At 64.8% G+C, this 16,841-nt stretch carries 16 protein-coding genes, 1 tRNA gene and 2 pseudogenes; 8 read left to right on the top strand and 11 right to left on the bottom strand.

All coding sequences use genetic code 11. The annotated features are described in order from the left end of the window. Nucleotides 1-281: 281 nt before the first annotated feature. From MPSD_RS22840 to MPSD_RS22815, 6 genes are all read left to right on the top strand, one after another. Nucleotides 282-1,013 carry a lytic transglycosylase domain-containing protein gene (locus MPSD_RS22840; protein ID WP_020786176.1) on the top strand — a complete coding sequence of 244 codons (732 nt, stop codon included), beginning with the start codon at nucleotides 282-284 and terminating at the stop codon, nucleotides 1,011-1,013. 80 nt (nucleotides 1,014-1,093) lie between these two features. Further along, nucleotides 1,094-2,380 carry a phosphopyruvate hydratase gene (gene eno / locus MPSD_RS22835; RefSeq protein WP_012396016.1) on the top strand — a complete coding sequence of 429 codons (1,287 nt, stop codon included), beginning with the start codon at nucleotides 1,094-1,096 and terminating at the stop codon, nucleotides 2,378-2,380. A gap of 33 nt (nucleotides 2,381-2,413) precedes the next feature. Further along, nucleotides 2,414-3,115, top strand: a complete 702-nt coding sequence (locus MPSD_RS22830; protein ID WP_011742168.1) for an FtsB family cell division protein — start codon at nucleotides 2,414-2,416, stop codon at nucleotides 3,113-3,115. Further along, nucleotides 3,108-3,599: a DUF501 domain-containing protein gene (locus MPSD_RS22825; RefSeq protein WP_020786177.1), complete on the top strand. Its 492-nt coding sequence runs from the start codon at nucleotides 3,108-3,110 to the stop codon at nucleotides 3,597-3,599. Before MPSD_RS22830 ends, MPSD_RS22825 begins: the two co-directional genes overlap by 8 nt. Before the next feature lie 19 nt (nucleotides 3,600-3,618). Beyond that, on the top strand, nucleotides 3,619-4,566 hold the full coding sequence (locus MPSD_RS22820) for a Ppx/GppA phosphatase family protein (protein WP_036426313.1): 948 nt from the start codon (nucleotides 3,619-3,621) through the stop codon (nucleotides 4,564-4,566). A gap of 103 nt (nucleotides 4,567-4,669) precedes the next feature. After that, entirely contained in the window at nucleotides 4,670-4,963 is a 294-nt protein-coding gene (locus MPSD_RS22815; protein WP_011742165.1) for a hypothetical protein, read from the top strand. Between the two features lie 86 nt (nucleotides 4,964-5,049). Here the strand turns inward: MPSD_RS22815 and MPSD_RS22810 are convergent, their stop codons facing one another. The 7 genes from MPSD_RS22810 to MPSD_RS22780 all read right to left on the bottom strand — a co-directional run bounded on the left by MPSD_RS22810 (nucleotide 5,050) and on the right by MPSD_RS22780 (nucleotide 11,247). Then, entirely contained in the window at nucleotides 5,050-5,748 is a 699-nt protein-coding gene (locus MPSD_RS22810; RefSeq protein ID WP_020786179.1) for an aspartate/glutamate racemase family protein, read from the bottom strand. Nucleotides 5,749-5,827: 79 nt separating this feature from the next. Next, on the bottom strand, nucleotides 5,828-7,372 hold the full coding sequence (locus MPSD_RS22805) for a sensor histidine kinase (protein WP_119571747.1): 1,545 nt from the start codon (nucleotides 7,370-7,372) through the stop codon (nucleotides 5,828-5,830). Between the two features lie 7 nt (nucleotides 7,373-7,379). Then, nucleotides 7,380-8,144 (bottom strand): response regulator transcription factor, encoded by a 765-nt coding sequence (locus MPSD_RS22800; protein ID WP_012396010.1) that lies wholly within the window; start codon nucleotides 8,142-8,144, stop codon nucleotides 7,380-7,382. Nucleotides 8,145-8,413: 269 nt separating this feature from the next. Continuing rightward, a complete protein-coding gene (locus MPSD_RS22795) occupies nucleotides 8,414-8,698 on the bottom strand; it encodes a WXG100 family type VII secretion target (protein WP_015356960.1) in 285 nt (94 codons plus the stop codon). A gap of 38 nt (nucleotides 8,699-8,736) precedes the next feature. Then, nucleotides 8,737-9,033 (bottom strand): WXG100 family type VII secretion target, encoded by a 297-nt coding sequence (locus tag MPSD_RS22790; protein ID WP_086085871.1) that lies wholly within the window; start codon nucleotides 9,031-9,033, stop codon nucleotides 8,737-8,739. 147 nt (nucleotides 9,034-9,180) lie between these two features. After that, on the bottom strand, nucleotides 9,181-10,353 hold the full coding sequence (locus MPSD_RS22785) for a PPE family protein (RefSeq protein ID WP_086085870.1): 1,173 nt from the start codon (nucleotides 10,351-10,353) through the stop codon (nucleotides 9,181-9,183). Nucleotides 10,354-10,422: 69 nt separating this feature from the next. Next, nucleotides 10,423-11,247: a PPE family protein, SVP subgroup gene (locus MPSD_RS22780; protein WP_036426319.1), complete on the bottom strand. Its 825-nt coding sequence runs from the start codon at nucleotides 11,245-11,247 to the stop codon at nucleotides 10,423-10,425. 358 nt (nucleotides 11,248-11,605) lie between these two features. On the opposite strand from MPSD_RS22780, the gene MPSD_RS22775 reads away from it, so the two are divergent. Together MPSD_RS22775 and MPSD_RS22770 are read left to right on the top strand one after the other, a co-directional pair. After that, nucleotides 11,606-11,679, top strand: a tRNA-Leu gene (locus tag MPSD_RS22775). Nucleotides 11,680-11,839: 160 nt separating this feature from the next. Continuing rightward, a pseudogene (locus MPSD_RS22770) lies at nucleotides 11,840-13,394 on the top strand (adenylate/guanylate cyclase domain-containing protein). A 138-nt stretch (nucleotides 13,395-13,532) separates the two neighbouring features. On the opposite strand, the gene MPSD_RS22765 reads toward MPSD_RS22770, so the two are convergent. The 4 genes and pseudogenes from MPSD_RS22765 to MPSD_RS29780 form a co-directional block, all read right to left on the bottom strand. Next, nucleotides 13,533-14,237, bottom strand: coding sequence for a hypothetical protein (locus tag MPSD_RS22765; RefSeq protein ID WP_015356955.1), 705 nt, complete (start codon nucleotides 14,235-14,237; stop codon nucleotides 13,533-13,535). Between the two features lie 165 nt (nucleotides 14,238-14,402). Next, nucleotides 14,403-15,008, bottom strand: a complete 606-nt coding sequence (locus MPSD_RS22760) for a hypothetical protein (protein WP_231395656.1) — start codon at nucleotides 15,006-15,008, stop codon at nucleotides 14,403-14,405. Nucleotides 15,009-15,698: 690 nt separating this feature from the next. Further along, a pseudogene (locus MPSD_RS22750) lies at nucleotides 15,699-15,911 on the bottom strand (IS1380 family transposase); the annotation flags it as partial. Between the two features lie 249 nt (nucleotides 15,912-16,160). Next, nucleotides 16,161-16,556, bottom strand: a complete 396-nt coding sequence (locus tag MPSD_RS29780) for a hypothetical protein (RefSeq protein WP_232022640.1) — start codon at nucleotides 16,554-16,556, stop codon at nucleotides 16,161-16,163. Nucleotides 16,557-16,841 lie beyond the last annotated feature (285 nt).

The following is a 16,841-nucleotide window of genomic DNA, read 5'->3' as shown; positions in this document are numbered from 1 at the left end:
GAGCCGCTCCATATCAAGCGACCTTTATGAGGTTTGCTGAAATAGCTGTTTTCCAGATAGAAGCTAAAAATTGCGCTTGCTGGCCTGATCTTCGGCTAACCAATTCCAGTACCAGGATGCACTCCTGGCCGTGTGCTGGATGAGAACTGCGACGGGGTAACTCTCAAACCCATGGGACGATGATTTAGGTCGTAGCGGCCGCCAAGTCGGAACGTGAGCGCGCGGACGGCGAAGTGGCCCAACGGACGCGTAGAGCGCCAGCAGTAGCCAAAGGGAGGATTGTGTCGCCAAGACGTTGGTTGCGCGCGGCCGCCGTTATTGGCGCGACCGCGATGCTCTTGGCGTCAAGTTGCACCTGGCAGCTCAGCTTGTTCATCCCCGAAGGGGTGCCGCCGCCACCGGGTGATCCGGTGCCGCCGGTGGACACCTACGCCAGCGGTCGGCCCGCCGATCAGCTGCGGGAATGGGTCGAGCAACGCGCCCCGGCGCTGGAGATGCCGGTGATTGCGCTGGAGGCCTACGCCTACGCCGCTCGGGTTGCGGAGGTCGAGAACCCGAAGTGCCATATCGCGTGGACCACGCTGGCGGGCATCGGGCAGGTGGAAAGTCACAACGGCACCTATCGGGGCGCGACCATAGCGCCCAACGGGGACGTGCGGCCTCCCATTCGCGGCGTGCGCCTGGACGGAACCGGCGGCACCCTGCGCATCGTCGATAGCGAGCGTGCCAACCTCGACGGTGACGACGGCGTGGAGCGTGCGATGGGGCCGATGCAGTTCATCTCCGAAACCTGGCGGCTCTACGGGGTGGATGCCAACAATGACGGCATCGTCAGTCCGGACAACATCGACGACGCCGCGCTTTCGGCGGCCGGGTATTTATGCTGGCGCGGTAAAGATCTCGCGACTGCGCGGGGATGGATCACCGCTTTGCGCGCCTACAACAACTCCGGCGTCTACGCTCGGGCGGTGCGCGACTGGGCGACCGCTTACGCGGCGGGCCACCCGCTGTAGAAAGATGGAACGCTGACCCAGGCTTTACGCTAAAGGCTGCCGGGGACCTCAACGAACGCCAGGACACAAAGGAGAACCCAGTGCCGATAATCGAGCAGGTCGGGGCCCGCGAGATCCTCGATTCCCGCGGCAACCCGACCGTCGAGGTCGAGGTGGCTCTGATCGACGGAACCTTTGCCCGGGCCGCGGTGCCGTCGGGCGCGTCGACCGGTGAGCATGAGGCCGTCGAACTGCGCGACGGTGGCGATCGCTACGGCGGCAAGGGCGTCAAGAAGGCAGTGGAAGCCGTGCTCGATGAGATCGGCCCGGCGGTCATCGGACTCAACGCCGACGACCAGCGCTTGGTCGATCAGGCCCTGGTTGATCTCGATGGCACGCCCGACAAGTCCCGGTTGGGGGGCAACTCGATCCTCGGCGTCTCGCTGGCGGTGGCCAAGGCGGCTTCGGAATCGGCCGAACTGCCGCTGTTCCGCTACATCGGCGGGCCCAACGCCCACATCCTTCCGGTGCCGATGATGAACATCCTCAACGGCGGCGCACACGCGGACACGGGCGTGGACATTCAGGAGTTCATGGTGGCCCCGATCGGTGCGCCCAGCTTCAGTGAGGCATTGCGCTGGGGCGCGGAGGTGTACCACGCGCTCAAGGCGGTGCTCAAGAAGGCCGGGCTGTCCACCGGTTTGGGCGACGAGGGTGGTTTTGCTCCCGATGTGGCCAGCACCACCGCGGCACTCGATCTGATCAGCCAGGCCATCGAGGCGGCGGGCTTCAAGCCCGGTGTGGACGTGGCTTTGGCGCTCGATGCGGCCGCCAACGAATTCCACGCCGACGGCAGCTACACCTTCGAGGGCACGCCCCGCACCGCCGCGCAGATGACGGAGTTCTACGCCGGGCTGCTCGGCTCCTATCCGCTGGTCTCCATCGAAGATCCGCTCTACGAGAACGATTGGGACGGGTGGGCCGCACTGACGGCCGAGATCGGTGACCGGGTACAGATCGTCGGCGACGACGTGTTCGTCACCAATCCCGAGCGGCTCGAAGAGGGCATCGACCGGGGCGTGGCCAATGCGCTGCTGGTCAAGGTGAATCAGATCGGGACGCTGACCGAGACGCTCGACGCGGTCGCGCTGGCGCACCACAGCGGCTACCGCACGATGATCAGCCACCGCAGCGGTGAGACGGAGGACACCATCATTGCCGACCTGGCGGTGGCCGTCGGCAGCGGCCAGATCAAGACGGGCGCACCCGCCCGCAGCGAGCGTGTGGCCAAGTACAACCAGCTGCTTCGGATCGAAGAGGCTCTCGGTGACGCGGCCCGCTACGCCGGCGATCTGGCCTTCCCCCGATTCGTTGCGGACCCGAAATAGGCCGACGGCCGACGGAAACGTGGCTGAAGCTTCATGGCCGACGCGAAACGTCCCGATCCGAAGCGCCGATCCCCGGCATCGCGCCCGGGTAAAGCCGGCGAGTCGGCGCGCGGGCGTCGCACCACTTCGGTGTCCAGGCCCACACAAGCGGCCAACACCGGGCCGGCCGCCAGTCGCAACACCGCCCGAACGCTGCGTGAACATGTCGTCGAACCCATCAAGCGCTCATTCACCGAATCGGTGGAGCAGCGATCCGACCAACGTTTGGGTTTCACCGCCCGGCGTGCGGCCGTGCTGGCCGCGGTCGTCTGCGTGTTGACTCTGACCATCGCCGGGCCGGTTCGGACCTACTTCGCCCAGCGCACCGAAATGGAGCAATTGTCCGCAACCGAAGCGGCGCTGCGCCGCCAGATCGCCGATCTCGAGCAGCGCAAGGGCCAACTGGCCGACCCGGCCTACATTGCGGCGCAGGCCCGTGAGCGCCTTGGCTTTGTGATGCCGGGGGACATTCCATTTCAGGTCCAGCTGCCGCCCGGGGCGGTGGTGGCCCCGCAACCGGGCACCGATGCCGCCATGCCCACGAAGGGTGACCCTTGGTATACGTCGCTTTGGCACACCATTGCCGACGCGCCGCACCTTCCGCCCGCCGCCGCTGAACCTCCCGCCCCGGAGCCCGAACCTGAGCCCGGACTGCCCGCACCCGTACCGCCCGAGCCGACGGCCCCCGGTGGTTGATCCCGCGGACCTGGAGGCGGTGGCGCGTCAGCTCGGCCGCGAGCCGCGTGGGGTGCTGGAGATCGCCTACCGATGCCCCGACGGCGAACCCGGCGTGGTCAAGACCGCGCCCAGACTGCCCGACGGCACACCGTTTCCCACGCTCTACTACCTGACGCATCCGGAGCTCACGGCGGCCGCCAGCAGGCTCGAGACCACCGGTCTGATGCGCGAGATGACCGAGCGGCTGGGCGACGATCCCGAACTGGCCGCGGCGTATCGGCGGGCGCACGAGTCCTATCTGGCCGAGCGTGACGCGATCGATCCACTGGGAACCAAGGTTTCGGCTGGCGGCATGCCCGATCGGGTCAAGTGCCTGCATGTGTTGATCGCGCATTCATTGGCCAAGGGGCCCGGGGTTAACCCGTTTGGCGATGAGGCGGTGGCGTTGCTGGCCGCCGAGCCGGGCGCGGCGGCGAACCTGGTGGCGGGACAGTGGCTTTGAAGGGGACGATGGGGACGTGATGAGCCGGGTCGCCGCGATCGACTGCGGTACCAATTCGATTCGGTTGCTCATCGCCGACGCCGGCGGTGGGCAGCTCAATGACGTGCACCGAGAAACGCGGATAGTCAGGTTGGGCCAGGGTGTCGACGCGACCGGTCAGTTTGCGCCGGAAGCGATTGCCCGGACCCGGGCCGCGTTGACTGATTACGCGGCCCTGCTGAAGGTGCACGGCGTCGAACGGGTACGGATGGTCGCCACGTCGGCCACCCGTGACGCCGCCAACCGGGACAGCTTCTTTGCCATGACCGCCGAGGTGCTCGGTGCAGTGCTGCCCGGCGCGATCGCCGAGGTGATCACCGGGGCCGAAGAGGCGGAGCTGTCGTTTTCCGGCGCGGTCGGCGAACTGGACAGCGCCGGAGCGCCTTTCGTGGTCGTCGATCTCGGCGGCGGATCCACCGAGATCGTGCTCGGCAAGGCGGGCAACGAAGTCACCGCGAGTTACTCGGCCAACATCGGCTGTGTTCGGCTGACCGAACGCTGCCTGCACTCCGATCCGCCGACGCCCGATGAGGTGGCCGCCGCCCGCCTGGTGGTGCGCGAAGAGCTGGAACCCGCGTTGCGTGCGGTCCCCGTCGAGGAGGCCCGGACTTGGGTCGGCCTGGCCGGAACGATGACCACGTTGTCCGCCCTGGCCCACAACATGACTACCTACGATTCTGCGGCCATTCATCTTTCGCGAGTCGCCGGCGCTGATCTGCACGCGGTGTGTGACCGGCTGATAGCGATGACGCGCGAGCAGCGTGCCGCACTCCCACCGATGCATGAGGGCCGGGTCGACGTGATCGGCGGCGGCGCGATCGTGGTCGAAGAACTGGCTCGCGAGTTGCGCAGCCGCGCCGGCATCGACGAGCTGACCGTCAGCGAGCACGACATCCTGGACGGCATCGCCCTGGCGCTCTGCGACTAGGTCACATCTGCCACACCGGTCCCGGCGGGCGAGTGGCACTCTTTTTGCCCGCCTCGCAGCGACAAGCTCGGTTGATGTCATACCCGCGTGCGACCGTTCGGCAATGAGCTACCTACTTGCCGGCATCGAGCTTCGATACGTGCTGACTATGCAGTTGTCCCAACACGGGCCAGCGACCATCGCCGAAATGATCGACGCGCTGGACTGGCACCACTTTTCGGTCCGCGGCAGGGCATCCAAGGCGCTGTCAGATGCGTTGCGCTGGGAAATCGGACGCGGCAGGGTGCGCCGACTCGGACGCGGTCGCTATGGCCCGGCCGAAATTCCGCGGGGGACCGAACACCGGATCCACCGGCGGGTGCTGGCTTTGCGCGCGGCAGCCAGGCTGTCGCTGTGAGGCGGGCAAAAATTGTGTTGCCTCAAGCGGTGACTCCTGTGGCAGAAGTGGCGTACGCCTGCAGGCGGTAGCCACGTCGGCTCTGGTTATTTCTTTGGCGGGCTTGCGTATTCACCGTGCTTGGCCGTACGCAAACCCAATGTCACGAGTGACTGCACCAGCACCGTGGCGGCGCTGACCCCGTCCACCACGGGAACGCCGATCTCCTCGGAGATCGAGTGGCATATGTCGGCCATTCCCGCGCAGCCCAGCACGATGCTGTCGGAGCGATCCACCTTGATGGCGGTGCGACACGCGTCGGTGACGATCGCGCGCGCCCGTGAGTCCGTCTCGAGGTCGAGCACCGGGATTTCGCAGGCGTGGACGCCCAGGCAGAACCGGTCCATGCCGTAGCGTTCGGCGAGCTCCGCGGCGCGTCCCGTGGTGCGAGCCAGGGTGGTGACCACCGAGAATCCCCGGCCGAGATGGCTGGCGGTATGCATGGCCGCTTCGGCGATCCCAATCACAGGCCCCCGAGCCAGCTCCCGAGCGGCGTCGAGGCCGGGGTCGCCGAAGCAGGCGATCACGTAGCCGTCAGCTCCCGAATGCTCACCTTGCTCGATGGCCTGCAGTAGGCCGGGGACGCTCATGGCCTCGTCGTAGTGACTTTCAATCGACGGCGGACCAATCGGGGAGGTCACCGCCGTGATTTCGGTGCCGGGGCCGGCCACCGCCCGCGCGCAGCGGCCGATCGCGGTGGTCATTAATTCGGTGGTGTTCGGGTTGATCACCCAGATACGGAGCACAGCCAATCTTGCACCAAGGCACCGGATAGGGGTGATGCGCATCCCGGACCTATCGGGGCGAGCCGCCCTAGCTGTGCGTTCAGTAGTCGCTCGGCTGCCTCGGCCGGCCGGGGGCGGATGCATTGAGCGGCGCGTCGATCAGCGGCAGCCTGATCCGGAATACGGTTTGGCCAGCGGCGGATTCGGCGGTCACCGAGCCGTCATGAGCTTTCACGATCGAATTGACGATGGCCAGGCCCAATCCGTGGCCCGGCGCGCTGGATCGCGACTTGCTGGAACGGACAAATCGCTCGAACAAATGAGGCAAGACCTCGGGGTCGATGTCGGGGCCGTCGTTGCTGACCGTCAGCTCGGTGTAGGGACCGTTGGGGTCGTCGGGGTAGTTGGTGATCCCGGTCTTCACCGTGACGCCGGGCGGCGTGTGCACCCAGGCATTGGTGAGCAGGTTGCTGACCAGCTGGTGCAGACGGGCGTGGTCACCGTTGACCCACACCGGTTCGTCGGGCAGGTCCTTGATCCAACGGTGGGTGGGCGCTGCCACGGCGGCGTCGTTCACGGCGTTCATCACCAGGTCGGTCAAGTCGAGGTGTTCGGTCTCCAGGTCCTCGCCTTCACCCAGGCGTGACAGCAGCAACAATTCGTCAACCAGGGAGGCCATCCGCCGCGCTTCTGACTCGATGCGGGCGAGCGCGTATTCGGTAGTCGGCGGTAGGTCCGAGCTGTCCTGGCGGGTGAGTTCGGCATACCCCTGAATGGCCGCAAGCGGGGTGCGCAGCTCATGGCTGGCGTCGGTGATGAATTGCCGCATCCGCAGATCGGAAGCCACCCGATGTTGCAGCGCGCTGTCGACGTTGTCCAGCAACCGGTTCAGCGTGTGCCCCACGATGCCGACTTCGTTGTCGGGGTCGGTGTCCTCGGGGCGAACCCGCACGCTGATCTGGTGGTCGTCGCCGGCGAGTGGCATCGCGGCGACGGTCGCGGCGGTTGCGGCGACCCGCCGCAGCGGGCGCAGGGTAATACCGACCACCCACACGGTCAGGGCCGCCGTGATCACCAGTGCGGTCGCGACAAGCACGCTGGTCGTGATTTGTTTTCGGGTGATGATGCGGTCCGCGATGCTCAGCGAAACCCCGACGATCAGGCGGTCGGATCCGGCGGCGCGGCTGTCGACTTGATAGGAACCCAGGCTGCCCAGCGTTTCGACACGTGACGGTTCGTCGGTCCAGTGTTGGGTCTCGATGGCGTGGATGACATTCGGTGGTGCCGGGCGGGGCGCGTCTTCGGAAAAGACCGCCGAACCGATGACGACACCATCGCGCATCACCGCGATGAGGTTCCCGGGCGTCTGGCCGGTGAACTCGAGCAGGGCTTGGGACACCGGGGGAGTGCCGGTGTGGATCGAGGTGTGTTCGCCGTTGCGGTAGCGGGCATAGGCGTGGCTGAACGCATGCATGGACTCGACGACTTCGGCGTCGTTCATCGCGGTCACGTAGCCGCGCAGGCTGAGCACCGAGACCCCGCCCACCGCGACCAGCACGATCGTCACCACGGCCAGCACGCCAAGCAGCAGCTGCCAGCGCAACGAACGAGGAAGCCAGCGAGGGGTGTTCCGGTGGCCCGTCATTTCGGGCTCATTCCGCTGGTCGTAGCATGTATCCAATCCCGCGGACCGTGTGAATCATCGGCTCTCGGTCCGCGTCGATTTTCTTTCTCAAGTACGAGATGTAGAGGTCGACGATGCTGGTGCGCCCGGCGAAGTCGTAGTTCCAGACCCGGTCGAGGATCTCGGTGCGGCTCAGCGCGCGGCGCGGGTTGCGCATCAGGAATCGAAGTAGCTCGAACTCGGTCGAGGAAAGCGAGATCGGGGTGCCGCCGCGAGTGACTTCCCGGCTGGCTGCGTCGAGCTTGAGGTCACCAACCTTCAGGGACTCGTCGGCGGGCGGCGCCAGATGACTGGAGCGGCGCAACAGTCCGCGCAGCCGCGCCACCAGCTCTTCGAGGCTGAACGGCTTGGTCATGTAGTCGTCGGCGCCGGCCGTCAGTCCGGTGACACGGTCCATCACCGAATCGCGTGCCGTGAGGAACAGCGTGGGTGTGTATGCGTCGGAGTCGCGCACCCGCTGCAGGATCTGCAGGCCGTCGACGTCGGGCAGCATGATGTCGAGGACCAACACGTCAGGACTGATCTTGTCGAACTTGGATATGGCCTCGCGCCCGTTGTGGGCGATCTCGACGTCCCAGCCTTCGTAGTGCAGGGCCATTTTGACCAGATTGGTCAGCGCAGGTTCGTCGTCGACAAGGAGCACCCGAATGGGTGATCCGTCGGCACGGTGAATTCGGGGCAGCTGCCCCAAAATCGCCTGCCGTGGACGTTGAGTGCGCGTGGATCCGGTCATTGCTTTCAATGGTCCTACACACCTCCCGGCGCATATGCAGTCGTCAGGGACCTCATATCAACCTCAAATGTAACCGTGAAGTGCGGCCCCGGCTATGACCGCTTGTTGCTGGGGGCTGTGGGCTGACCGCGCACGATTGAGTTGTTTTGGTCCGCAAGCGATTAGGGGGCAGAGGTCGCTGCCCCGCTATTGGTGCACAGCACGGACCGGCGCAAAGCGCAGTGGCCGCGCACCTTGCGGTGCGCGGCCACTGTTGTCCTGCTCTTGTATCAGGCCCAGCTGGAGCCGACGGCGCTGTCGGTCTGCGCCATGTTGTTGCCGGCGGCCTGAACCTTCTGGCCGTGCGAGTTGGCCTGCTCGTAGATCACCTGGAAGTTGCGACCCAACTGGGCGATGAACTCCTGGCAAGCCACCGAACCGGCGCCGCCCCAGAAGTCACCGGCAGCCAGCACATCGCGAACGATGGCCTGGTGCTCGGCCTCCAAGGAGGCGGCCTGGGCGCGGATGAGCGCGCCGTGGGCGTCGACATCGCCGAACTGGTAATTGATGGTCATTGGTTTTGTCCTCCTGAGTCGAAAGTGTCGGGCCGGTGCTAGCTGCTGAGGATCTGCTGGGAGGCCTGCTCTTGCTGCTCGTAGTTGTTCGCGTCGCGAACGAGCCAGTCGCGCACCCCGTGCAGCATGTTGACGATGTTGCGGAAGGCGGTGTTCATCTGGCCCATGGTGTCCAGTGAGGTTGCCGAGGCCATACCGCTCCAGCCCGCGCCGGCGATGTTCTGCGAGGACGCCCACATCCGGCGGGCCTCGTCCTCGACGGTCTGGGCGTGCATTTCGAAACGGCCCGCCATGTCCCGCATCGCGTGCGGGTCGGTCATAAAGCGTGTGGCCATGATTCTTGTCTCCTTATGTTGAAGTCCGCATTTGTATGATTTCCAGCACCTGGACTGCTTCGGTGGTAGCCGAATCGCGGATAGATTACGACCCGCCGGTTAATTGCTGGCCTCAAACGAGTGACATGTTCCCCCTTTTTTCCGGCGTCACACGACGACCTGTTTGGGCATGACGATCGGCTTGAAGCCGTAACGCGGTCCCGCATACGCACCGGCGCCCTTGGCGGCTGCGGCCATGCCCGGCACCCCGGCCACTCCGGAAACCGGGGCAGCTTCCTCGGGAACCGTCCAGCCGCTTCCGCCCAGCGCACCGGTGGTCGCAGCTGTCTCCGGAAGGGCACTCGACCAGCTGGTGGGTACGGCCAGCTTGCCGACCAGGGTCGCCTCGCCCAAAGCCGCGCCAACGCCGGTGGGCGTCACCGTGTTCGCCAGCCCTGCGGTGGCGGCAGCCGCACCTTCGGCAGTCTCGATGGCGCCTTCGGCAGCAATTACCGGTGCACCGGTATCGAGAGCGTTTGCCAGGAAAATCGCGGCGGGAATAGTGGCCGTGGTGTACCAAGCCGCGGTGTTAACCGCACCGTTGATGACGTTGGCGACAAACGGAATGCCGAGGAAGTCTTCGATGTCCTGAATGATTCCGCCCAGTCCCGTCGCGTCGATAGCCGACGTTATCGGCGAGGCGAGTCCCATGATGGTGTTGGGCAGGTTGCTCAGCAGGCTGGTGATGCCGTCGGTTGCCGCGGCGGATGCGGCGGCCTGACTAACCGCCGCCGACTGTGCGGCGAGCCCGCCCGGGTTGCTGGTCTGCTGCGGTGTACTCAGCGGCTGCAGGGATCCCGAGGTCGAGGAAGCGGCCGCGTAGCCGTACATCGCCCCGGCGTCCTGCGCCCACATCTCGGCGTAGAGCGCCTCGGTTGCCATGATCGCCGGGGTGTTGATGCCCAGGAAGTTCGTCGCAACCAGTGCCGCCAGCAGCGATCGGTTGGCGGCGACCACCGGCGGCGGCACCGTCATCGCGAACGCTGCCTCGTAGGCGGCCGCCGATGCCGCGGCTTGCGCCCCGGCGTGCATCGCCGCTTCCGAGGTGTAGGTCAACCACGCCAGATACGGCTGAGCGGCGGCGATCATCGCCATCGACGCCGGGCCCATCCAAGACTCGGTGGTCAATCGGGTGATCACCGATTCGTAGGAGGCGGCCGTTGTGCCCAACTCGACGGCTAGGCCATTCCATGCGGCGGAGGCGGCCATCATGGGGCCTGCCCCGGCACCGGCGTACATGCGTGCGGAGTTGATTTCAGGAGGTAAGGCGCCAAAATCCATTGCTGTATCCCTCTTTTAGTGAAAGTTGTGGTGTTTTATCGATGTGGGAGACGTGTTGCCCAATGGCGCCTAGACCGCGGCCGGCTTTGGCATGACGATTGGCTTGACGCCGTAGCGTGGCGCACCAAATCCGGCGCTGTTGCGTGCGGCCGAACCCAATCCGGCCGGCACGCCCATGAACGTTCCCGGGGCGGCCGTCGGCGCGGCGGCTGTCCAGCCGGCGCCGGCCAGCGGGGTCGTGCTCGATACCAAGGTGGCCGATCCGGCCCAGGTCGGGGGCACCGAGAGCATGCCGACCGCGGATGCCCCGCCAATGCCAGCGGCGATGGGCGCACCCAGGGCGGCCTCGGCTCCTCCGAGCTCACTGAGCGCACCCAGCCCGGCTTCTGCTCCCAGGCTGACGTCGGCTTCGGCGGCTTCCTCGGCGGGAAGCAGACCGCCACCCGCCAGACCGATCAGAGTGGATGAGGCCGAGGCCCAGTTCCCAACGCCGATGTTGGTGAGGTTGCCGATGTTGCTCGACCAGGAGTCGGGAATTATCGAGCCGGTGTTTTGGATGAAGCCGATGATTCCCGAGGTAATGCCGTCCAGAGGTGAAGCGGCCGCTGCGGAGTTGAGGTTTTCGGTTGCGCCGTATGTCCCGGCGCTGGCCCCCAGGGTGTTCACGAACATGTCGTGCATGGCCCCTGCATCCGCGCTGACCTGCTGGTAGTAGGTGCCATACGCGGTGAAGAGTGCGGCCTGCAGTGCCGATACTTCATCGAGGGCGGCCGGAGCGATTACGGTGGTCGGAGCTGCCGCGGCGGCATTTTGCGCCGACATAGAGCTACCGATGGTACCCAGCTGCGCGGCCGCGGCCGTCAACTCTTCAGGCACTGTTTTAAGGAATGACATCCAATGCTCCTTGCTTATGAGCTCCCCGCCCCTGGCCACCCGAGCTGAATCTGTGGGTAGGCATAAGGGCCCCTGTGTGTTGGCGTAACGCTAGCCACCCACGTGTCCACATTCGCGATTGAATGACGTAAGGTGATAGCTCGTTACGGCTTTTTAACGAAGGCGCCGACAGTTTTTACAAGCTCTTGTCGGCCGACATAGTCGTGTCATATGGCCACAGACGGGCGACACAGTAGTCTGGCGCGCGGCGCGCGGATGTTACGCGCATCACGGCTGGGACGCACGTCGGTGTTGGGGGCGATTTCCACAGGGGAGGGGCGTCTCGAGCCCGGCGGGTACGCGATAGATTCGCCGGCGGGCCCCCATAGCCCAATTGGCAGAGGCAGCGGACTTAAAATCCGTCAAGTGTCGGTTCGAGTCCGACTGGGGGCACAGGCCCGTATGGCCAGTGGCGGCCATTTTTGCGATTGACACTGCGTTGATCAGGATTGCGGCTCGCCTAGGCGCAACGCTGCCTGCCCTTACCCGCTAGCGATGGCTCCGATCGGGCAAATATCCGCAGGTCGGTGGGCGTTGCGTCTACTGTCCCGCTATGGAACGCGTTTGGCAGTGCGCCTGGGATCGGTGCGGGGCAAGATATTCGTGGGCGATTTGTGTAGTCACGTTCGCCGTGGTGCTGCCGGTTTATCTTTTGCTGTCTTTTTGGGTCGTCGCCTTCGAGAACTCGGGTCACTACATTGAGGCGGCGGTGGTCACCGTTGCCGTCGTATCGCTCGGATTGTGGGTGATCTTTCTTCCCAGCGTCGTGCGGCGCCGCCTCCCAGAGAAGTGGGCCGCCGATCATGACGTCGATCGGCTCAGCGCATTGGAAGCGACCTATGTGTACGGCCGGGGTGCGGTGGTCCGGGGGCTGGGCAGCAATGTTGTCTTGGGAGCATTCAACCTGGTCGCTGTCGGCGCCGTCGCCGGAGCAAGTGGGTCGCGGCTGGTTCAGTACGGGATCGTGGGCGCCGCCACCGGGATTGGAATCCAGCTGATCGCTATTCACAGTTTCGTAGAGGCGGCGCTGCGCCCCGTCCGGGTGGCGATACGGCGATACGGCGATACGGCGATACGGCGATACGGCGATCGGCGACTCGCTGCCTCGTTCTCGCCCCACTTTCGCGGCGTGGTCGAACCTGTCCGTGTTTGGAGTCGCGTTCAATTTCGCCATTGTGGGCGCCATGTTGGCGGGTCTGATCAGCCAGGCGCATACGGTGCCGCTCGTTTCTCTGGTGATCGGTGCCGGTATGGCGGTTGTCTTTGGAGTGCCGGTCATCGTTGCTCCGTCGTTCTCGCCGTCGATGCAGCCGATTAGGGATCTTGCCGCCGGGACCGAACGTGTCGCGGCCGGTGACTACAGCCGGCGCCTCCCGGTGGTTCAAGACGATGACCTCGGCGCGCTGGCCGCGTCGTTCAACCACATGCAGGCCGGTTTGGTTGAGCGGCAACGACTTCAGGCAGCATTCGGGACGTATGTCGATCCCGGTCTGGCGGCGCGGCTACTGGAGCAAGGCGACGATGTCTTCACCGGTGAGCGTCGCCAGGTCACCGTGATGTTCGTCGATGTGCGTGACTTCACCCCGTTCGCCGAAGCCCACACCGCCGAGGACACCGTCTCGCGCCTCAACGAGTTGTTCGAGATCGTGGTGCCCACCGTCGTGGACGCTGGGGGGCACGTCAACAAGTTCCTCGGTGACGGGGCGCTGGCCGTCTTTGGCGCCCCCAACGACCTTGCGGACCACGCCGATGCCGCTGTCGCCGCCGCTGTTCTGATTCACCGCCGTGTCGTTGAGCGATTCGGCGAGGAGTTTCGCATCGGCATCGGAATCAATACCGGGGTTGTGATCGCCGGAACCATCGGCGGCGGCGGCAAACTCGAGTTCACCCTCATCGGTGACACCGTCAACGTCGCAGCTCGGGTCGAGCAACTGACCAAGGCCACCGGTGACGCGATCCTTCTCACCCAGCAGTGCGTCGATGCGCAGGGGTCACGCCCCGCTGGACTCATCGACCGTGGACTGCATGTGCTGAAAGGAAAATCGGCCGCCATCCAGGTGTTCGGCCTTCACCAAGAGAGCGACATGCGGGCTGACCTCACCCACTGAGCAGCGGGCATATCAGGGTCTGTCGCCTCACCATCGAGGTCCGCCAATTCCGTTACTGCAGAACGTATTATCGGCCACGTCGATACGGAAAGCGGATGTGTGCACAAGTCTCCGTAACTCGCACAATCGCACCAACGCTTACGCGCAGGAGCGGTTTGATGTTGCCGCCGGGGCCGACTGACTGCCGATGCCGCGGGGGGTGAGTAGTTCGTCCAGCCCGTACTGGCTCACCAGATCGATGTGCTCCGGCGCGGCTTCGGGCGATGAGCGCCGCTCGGACCGGGGGGCCTGTCCGAGGTAGAGCTCCGTGGCGGCCTTGGCCTGAAACATTCCGATGACGGCCTCGTTGTGTCGGTCCGTGCCGAACTGTGTCAACGCGGTGGTGAGCTTGGCGTCGACGTAATCCAGCGTGTACTCGATCTGGTGCAGCGCTCTCGTCTCCTCGCGGGCATTTTCGCGCTGCGCCTGGGACTTGCGACGATCAGCCAGGAACCGCATGGTGGTGGCGCCGATCGCGGCCGACAGCATCGGGATGAACACCACTATGGACGCCACGCCGAGCGAGCCCTTGAAGGTCAGCGCGGCGACGATGCTCGATGCCAACAACACCGAGAGCAGCGCGAGCAGCAGCGTGGTGGGAGATGCTGCGGCCACCCGATCTCCGGCTCGGCGCACGACTGGGCTGAGCTTGGCCGACACCGTCGCCGCCTGCTGGGCCAGGGTGTGGCCCCACTGTTGTTTCGGGCGCGATGTCGCCGGTGTTGCCGCTGGCGCATCGGCCGCGGGCACCGACTCGGGGCGCGCTTCGTCAGCGGGTGGCGGGGTCTCGGAGGGTTGGGCCATGGGGCCATTGTGGCCTGAGTGGTCTGTGATTCGGGGGAGGTGATCCGGCCCGTCCAGATCTTCTTCCAGCCCCGTCCTGTTGAGCGAACACCACCAGCGCGAAGCTACGGCAGGCTGTCGCAGTGTGAACGCGACGCCAAGTCGGGCAGGGGTGGGTTCGCGCTTTCAGTGTCCGGCCAGAACGTTCTTCACCACCGCGATGGCGGTCGCGAGAATGAGCACCACCAGTCCGTAGACGGTTGCCCGGAGGCGGCCCGCGCCGCCGCGGCGCGCTACCGCGTAGCCGCTGACCGCGATGAACCCGGACAGGCCGAACTCGGCGGCGTGGTACTCCAGATGAGCTGGCAACACGAGGATGGTGACCGACGCCAGGGCGGCGACCACGGCGGCGCCGACCAATTGTGCGCCGGCCGCCTCGATGTCGCGAGCCTGGACTTTGCCGGCCCCGATGAGGCGCGCCGAGATTTTGAAGGCGAAGAAGTGGGCGGCAGCCAGCCCGATGGTGATGCCCCAGATGAGACCGATCAGGTGGTGGCGGGCGGCCTCGGGCAGCGCCAACAGCGCGGCAAGCAGGCAGACGGCCACATACAGGGCCATCGTGTAGCTCTCCTTGCGCAGTTCGGCGGCGTCCTCGCCGCTTTTCGCCCTCGCGGAAGCACCTTCGGCCATGTTGCTCATCGTGACACAACGGCCGACGGTGGTCTGCGCCGAAACAGCCCGGCCCGATGCCCGTCGATCCGCGGGGGCGATACCCGAGGCGGGTAGCGCCAAGCACCCTCTTTCGACGATGACGACACCGCGCATTCCTTTTACCGAATCGAATGGTGCGGGACAGGAGCGGTGAAATCGCGAACGGCCTAGCGGGAATATCGGAGATTCCTACCGAACGTGCCACTTGAGGAGTACATCTTTTTACTACGCGATGTCTACCTGACGCGCGATTTGGTGCCGTGCTTGGAGTGGCTGGCGGTGTGCGAAGTGTTGTCTAACGCGGGCGTGGTTCAGTTTCGGGTGCTGGCAATTACGTGTGTAATGGGGCTTCTCTTCGCGCCAGCAGTAAACGCCGAACCGGGCGTTGCGCCGATCCCGCGACAACCAAGCTCATCGTGTGACCCGAACTACTCCGGTGCCTGCGTCCCGATCGCCAGTGATGTCGACTGCGCTGGCGGTAGCGGAAATGGTCCGGCCTATGTGGAGGGCCCGGTAATTGTCATCGGACGCGACATCTACGGCCTTGATCGAGACGGCAATGGAATTGGGTGCGAATAAAGCCCGTGAACTGGCGGGCCAAGAGTCTGCGTCAGGCAGTTTGGGGAATACGTACTAGCCTCGATTCTTCGTGCTGGCGGGGTTCGGTGGTGTTGGATCATGAAAATCGCTCAGTGATAGCGATTTTGGGTTTGGGGTGTGTTTGACTGCCCCGTGGCGCCCGGGTTGGGCGGGCTTTCCCGGGGTCGGTGGGCAGTCCGCTCCGTCGGCTACCGCCGCGGCCAGATCGGTGAACACCGCACCCGGGGCATACGCTCACGGCCCCTTGTAGGTGTCGGCCAATGCCGCGGTGAACTGCTCAGACAACCCGGTCTGATCGGCGAGCTCGCGCAACAGCCCCATCCCGGAATGCGACACCACACCATGGCCGTCCGCCGATACTTTCGCCCGCGAGGCGCCTTCCAGTCGAGATGGTTGAACCGTAGAGAAGTCCAATCATTCTTTACAGGACAGGCACTTTCGCGCTTCAACACCCAGATGCATCGGCATCCCGCGAAGAATCGAGGCTAGTGCCTGAAGAGCCGTATTGGCCGTGCCCGATCTCATTTCGGCCCCCGGCTGGGCCCCATTGAAGCATTGGCAACATTGGCAATGAAACCGAAATTGGGGCTAGTTGCTGACACTCCTAATACGTTGGTATGACGAAACATTCGATTAGGTCGATACTTCGACACAGTTCTTCGAAGCGGGGTCATCCCCACGCGGGCGGCTAGTACCGTTGCGCCTGGCCTCGACGAACAATATGCGGCTGTAGGCGAAGTTGCTTGCGATGCCAATGATAAGACTCGGTGCGATTGTCGCCAGGATATTCGATGTGCCCGCTATCAGGTGGCCGATGACCAGCCAGGATGCCGTGAGCATGGAATTCACCACCGCGGCCATCCAAAAGCCCCGTCGGGGGTTTGCTGGCCAGCGGACTAATCGTTCGAGCGTCAGTGCCAGCACGAGAGTCGCAGACAGGCTGAGTGCCGCTTGGGTCAAGCCGGCGTGCAGGGCGACGATCACGCCGGAGCGATAGTGCGTGACGGCAGCCGAACATCCGTAGCTCATGGCCGCCCACATTGCGAGCAATGCTGGCCGTGCATTGGTCCGTAGCCACCGAAAGTCGGCGCTGTTGCGTATTAGTCTCATCGGAAGCATCCGCGTCAACTTATGGCAATGGGAAATCTAAGTGAATCCGATGGCTAGGGGACATCTCTTGTCCCCTAATCGGGGGAAAAGAGATCTTCGTGACGGGACAGCGGACGTACGAATAGCACCCCTACAACGACGCAGCATGCAATCATAGATATGGGTTATTGACCGTTAAACTTTCTTTATGATTCTAAATTTGCA

Source organism: Mycobacterium pseudoshottsii JCM 15466 (assembly GCF_003584745.1).
GTDB lineage: Bacteria > Actinomycetota > Actinomycetes > Mycobacteriales > Mycobacteriaceae > Mycobacterium > Mycobacterium marinum.
This window is presented reverse-complemented; position numbering and strand designations above follow the sequence as displayed.

Bases quoted from the DNA above. Each gene is read 5' to 3' on its own strand.
- MPSD_RS22830 (WP_011742168.1), top strand. From the start codon at position 2,414: ATGGCCGACGCGAAACGTCCCGATCCGAAGCGCCGATCCCCGGCATCG.
- MPSD_RS22820 (WP_036426313.1), top strand. From the start codon at position 3,619: ATGAGCCGGGTCGCCGCGATCGACTGCGGTACCAATTCGATTCGGTTG.
- MPSD_RS22815 (WP_011742165.1), top strand. From the start codon at position 4,670: ATGAGCTACCTACTTGCCGGCATCGAGCTTCGATACGTGCTGACTATG.
- MPSD_RS22805 (WP_119571747.1), bottom strand. From the start codon at position 7,372: ATGACGGGCCACCGGAACACCCCTCGCTGGCTTCCTCGTTCGTTGCGC.
- MPSD_RS22800 (WP_012396010.1), bottom strand. From the start codon at position 8,144: ATGACCGGATCCACGCGCACTCAACGTCCACGGCAGGCGATTTTGGGG.
- MPSD_RS22795 (WP_015356960.1), bottom strand. From the start codon at position 8,698: ATGACCATCAATTACCAGTTCGGCGATGTCGACGCCCACGGCGCGCTC.
- MPSD_RS22790 (WP_086085871.1), bottom strand. From the start codon at position 9,033: ATGGCCACACGCTTTATGACCGACCCGCACGCGATGCGGGACATGGCG.
- MPSD_RS22785 (WP_086085870.1), bottom strand. From the start codon at position 10,353: ATGGATTTTGGCGCCTTACCTCCTGAAATCAACTCCGCACGCATGTAC.
- MPSD_RS22780 (WP_036426319.1), bottom strand. From the start codon at position 11,247: ATGTCATTCCTTAAAACAGTGCCTGAAGAGTTGACGGCCGCGGCCGCG.
- MPSD_RS22765 (WP_015356955.1), bottom strand. From the start codon at position 14,237: ATGGCCCAACCCTCCGAGACCCCGCCACCCGCTGACGAAGCGCGCCCC.
- MPSD_RS29780 (WP_232022640.1), bottom strand. From the start codon at position 16,556: ATGAGCTACGGATGTTCGGCTGCCGTCACGCACTATCGCTCCGGCGTG.